Below are 4167 nucleotides of genomic sequence, written 5' to 3'. Positions count from 1 at the left end.
TCTAGTATATACACAAGAGAAGAAGAAATGTTATGAGCTATTTGGTGGATACAAATGTTTTGCTGCGTTTGGTATTTCCTGGCGGAGTGGCAATTGGTTAAATCAACACCGTAGTGAGCTGAACTTAGTAAAGGTTAACGGATCCATTACCAGAGCTGGCTCAGATGTGAATGCTGTACATTTTGTCCACAGTTCTTGGTTGCGATCGCCTGCCCATACCTCTCGGCTACGTCGGGATTTGTATGGTCTTTACCAGCGGCTAGTTACAACCTTGAATGCCCATTGGGAAAAAAAATCCTTCCGTCAGGCAAAAGTAGTAGTCGCTGTTTCCGGAAAGGTCAAGAAAGAATTAGTAGACATTGGTGTACCCCCTGAATCCATTCGGGTGATTGTCAATGGTGTTGACTTACAAGAATTTTATCCCGGTGTGGCTGACCGCAAACAATTGGGTCTTCCTGAGGGAGTGCCTTTAGCATTTTTTGCTGGGGATATCCGAACACCTCGGAAGAACTTGGATACCATTCTGCACGCCTTAGTTCAAGTGCCTGAGTTACACCTAGCTGTTGCTGGCATCACAGAAGGTAGTCCCTATCCTCAGCTAGCCGCAAGCCTAAATGTGAGTGAACGGGTACATTTTCTGGGGTACCGACGTGACCTCCCACAGATCATGCGAGCCGTAGATTTATTTGTTTTTCCATCCCGCTATGAAGCCTGCACACTAGTGCTCCTAGAAGCAATGGCTTCTGGCTTGCCAGTCATTACCGCCAGCACAGCCGGGGGAGCTGAATTGGTTACTCCAGCCTGCGGAGTGGTCTTGTCTGACCCCAACGATACCCAGGCTTTGGCAAAGGAGCTAAGCCTTCTGGTTAGTAATCCTGAAAAAAGGAAACATATGAGCCAAGCTGCACCAATGATAGCCGCCCAATACAGTTGGGAAAAGATGGCACAAAGCTATGTGGATTTATTTGAAGAAGTGATCAAGTAGTCTAAATTTAATGTTGTAATTGAAGGTTGAAGGTTGCAGGTTGAAGGTTGAAGGTTAGACGGTTGAAGGTTGAAGGTTGAAGGTTGAAGGTTGCAGGTTTAAGGTCAACGGATAACGATACTACCGAGTATTTTTAAGGTAGAAAATGGAGAGTAGTAATCTATCTTATTAGACTAATAAATTCTCAATTCTCAATTCTCAATTCTCAATTCTCAATAGTTATGTCTAACCTACTAATTAAAATTCCCACTGAACTAGAACCTATTGTTGATGAGATTAGTAACTTTACCGAGCTGCCCAGAGAGGACGTAAACCATCGAGTCTGGCAAGAAGCGCTGCAAATAGGCTGGAATGTGTGTCAAGATGCCCAAAACTTTGGAGTTACCCCTCACCACTATGATTCCAATATGGAGGCTCTTTATAAAAATGGGTATGGCTTCATATTTGAAACAATGGTTTTTTGGGCTAGACCTGGACGAAAGCACTTGATAGAAATAACCCTAGAAAGAATTCAGAAGTATGCCTCACAGAAAGGGAAGACAACTGGTGATTTAAAAATTTTGTTACTGGGTGATGGTACAGGCAATGACTCTCTGTACTTAGGGATGAATGGTTGTCAAGTTGAGTACTGCGACTTCCCAGGCAGTAAAACCTATGATTTTGTCACCAAGCGATTTAAACATTATGGCTTGTTAGACAATGGCATCAACCTGATTCCTACCTATGAAGCCTGTTTGGATAATCAGTACGATGTTGTGATTTCTTTCGATGTTCTCGAACACCTTACTGAGCCATGGATCGCCATTGCTAATATACGCTCCATGTTAAAAACAGAAGGCATTGCACTGATCACCGATGCTTATGGTGATGTTACCGGTAGACACCCAACTCATTTAGAGTCAAATCTAAAATTTAAAGGTCAAAGTCCCTTCATGTTTTTGAAAAAGGGTATGGTGCTTACTTGGTATGGTTCAGTCTTTAAGCCTATGGAATTTACCAAGGTTGATAAGTGGTCTTTAAGGGATTATTTTATTCTCTGGCAAGATAAAAAGGTGATAGTAGAGTATTTGTCTGGTAAATCAGGACTATTGAAACAATTTGTTAAAAATTTTTTAGTCAAGAAATAACCCGCTCGACGCTTTTTGGGAAACTAACCGGATCGCTATTTGTTGCTGTTGAATAAAAAAATAGCACTCTTGACGAACGAAAATTAAACATTTATTACGGTTATTTGATTTTAACATAACTTTCGTATAAAGGAACTACTCCTGATGCAGGACATGAAACCAGTTGCTATTTGCATCCCTACCTATAATCAAGCCCAGTACTTATGGGAGTCAGTGGGTAGCGCCTGCGGTCAAACCTATACCAATGTGGAAGTTTGGGTGTCAGACGACGCTAGCACTGATGAAACCCCTGAGGTTATGGCACAACTATGCCAGCAGTTTCCTCAAGTACGGTACTATCGGCAGCCTAAAAACCTAGGTATGGCTGCTAACAACAATTGGGTTTTGAAACAGCCAAACACTGAATTTATTGTTCGTTTGGATTCAGATGATGCCCTGTTACCCAACTATGTAGAAACGTTACTACCCCTGCTAGAGAACCATCCAGAGGCGGGTTATGCCCATAGTGCTGTGCAGGAAATTGATGAACGCAGTCACAATCGAGCTGTGCGACGTATTGCAAGACAGCACGAGTTTCAGAGCGCAGACGAATCACTACTAGCCGCAGTTTTTGGCGTAAAAGTAGCTGCGAATATCGCTATGTTTAGGGCTGAAGCGTTGCCAGCAGTTAGATTTTATGAAGATAGTCCCGATTTTGCACAGGACTATAACATGTGGGTCAGAATGGCAGATGCGGGTTATGGCAACGTTTATGCCAATGAGATCTTAGCCTGTTATCGCGTTTGGACTGATGCTAAAAATCTACGTCCTAAGCGCAAAAACATTGAATTAAAAGGATGTATTCGGGTTTTTGAAGACAGTATCTTGCCTGGTTTTAAGCGACGGGGTTGGGATACAAAGGTGATTGAAAACCAGCGTCGTAAACTGGCCTTAAGACACACAGCATACTGTTATCGTCCACTGTTCAATGAAGTAGAACGCACCGAGCTGATTGCTCTATTGAAAGAGTTAGGAGATTCACCAGCTTTGCGATTTCGCATGTTCTTATCGAAATTGGGCTTTCGTCCTGTCTTTGAATGGACAATTTCTATGGAATTACGGTTGAAAGGTATGGTGAAAGGTTGGTTAAGTACTCTACAGAGTTATTTACGGTCTCAAACAGCAGGATAGTAATCTGTTTAGAATTTAGAATGTAGAATTTAGAATTTAGAATGCCCGAATTCTACATTCTGCATTCTGCATTCTGCATTCTACATTCTGCATTCTACATTCTGCATTCTGACAAACAACCTTCAACCTCCAACCTTCAACCTAACTCAACCGTAGAAGAAATGAGAATAACTGTTATAGTCCCCACCTATCGCCGTCCAAAAGACCTAGAACGGTGTTTAGAGGCCCTGGAGAAGCAAACTCGACCAGTGGATGAGGTCTTGGTGATTGTACGGGATACTGATCCTGAAACTTGGGGGTTTCTTGAAGCATTCAACCCTGAGGTTTTACCCATGCGTCCTGTGAAATTAAGTATTCCCGGGCAAGTGGCCGCTCTCAACGCAGGTCTTGATGCAGCACAGGGAGATATTATTGCCATTACCGATGATGATGCTGCTCCCCGTGGCAATTGGTTAGCTTATATTGAAACTCACTTCCTGTCCGATCACCGGATCGGGGGTGTTGGTGGACGGGATTGGGTACATCTGGGTAACTACCTGGAAAATGGCGCTAGAGAACGAGTGGGTCGAGTGCAATGGTATGGACGGGTGATTGGTAATCACCACCTCGGGGTAGGTTTACCTCGGGAGGTGGATATCCTGAAAGGAGCTAACATGAGCTATCGACGGACTGCTATATCGGGTTTGCGCTTTGATCAGCGTTTACGAGGGAAAGGAGCTCAAGTCCATAATGATCTGGCCTTTAGTCTAGCCCTAAGAAAAGCGGGTTGGAAGCTGATTTATGACCCAGGGGTAGCAGTAGACCACTATCCAGCACAGCGTTTTGATGAGGATCAGCGAGGCATAGTTTTTAGCGATACTGCCCTAATTAATGCGGCACATAATA

General features: G+C 43.5%; 4 protein-coding genes. All 4 read left to right on the top strand.

All coding sequences use genetic code 11. From position 1 onward, the window contains the following. Window positions 1-985 (top strand): glycosyltransferase family 4 protein (locus F6K20_RS26950; protein ID WP_287296689.1); only part of this gene is annotated, 985 nt, incomplete at its 5' end. 221 nt (window positions 986-1206) lie between these two features. Continuing rightward, window positions 1207-2112: a class I SAM-dependent methyltransferase gene (locus F6K20_RS26945; protein ID WP_287296688.1), complete on the top strand. Its 906-nt coding sequence runs from the start codon at window positions 1207-1209 to the stop codon at window positions 2110-2112. Window positions 2113-2256: 144 nt separating this feature from the next. Beyond that, window positions 2257-3282: a glycosyltransferase family 2 protein gene (locus F6K20_RS26940; protein WP_287296687.1), complete on the top strand. Its 1026-nt coding sequence runs from the start codon at window positions 2257-2259 to the stop codon at window positions 3280-3282. 161 nt (window positions 3283-3443) lie between these two features. Then, the coding region (locus F6K20_RS26935; RefSeq protein ID WP_502708882.1) for a glycosyltransferase family 2 protein at window positions 3444-4167 on the top strand (724 nt) is incomplete at its 3' end.

Source organism: Moorena sp. SIO2C4, from assembly GCF_010672485.1.
GTDB lineage: Bacteria > Cyanobacteriota > Cyanobacteriia > Cyanobacteriales > Coleofasciculaceae > Moorena > Moorena producens.
This window is presented reverse-complemented; position numbering and strand designations above follow the sequence as displayed.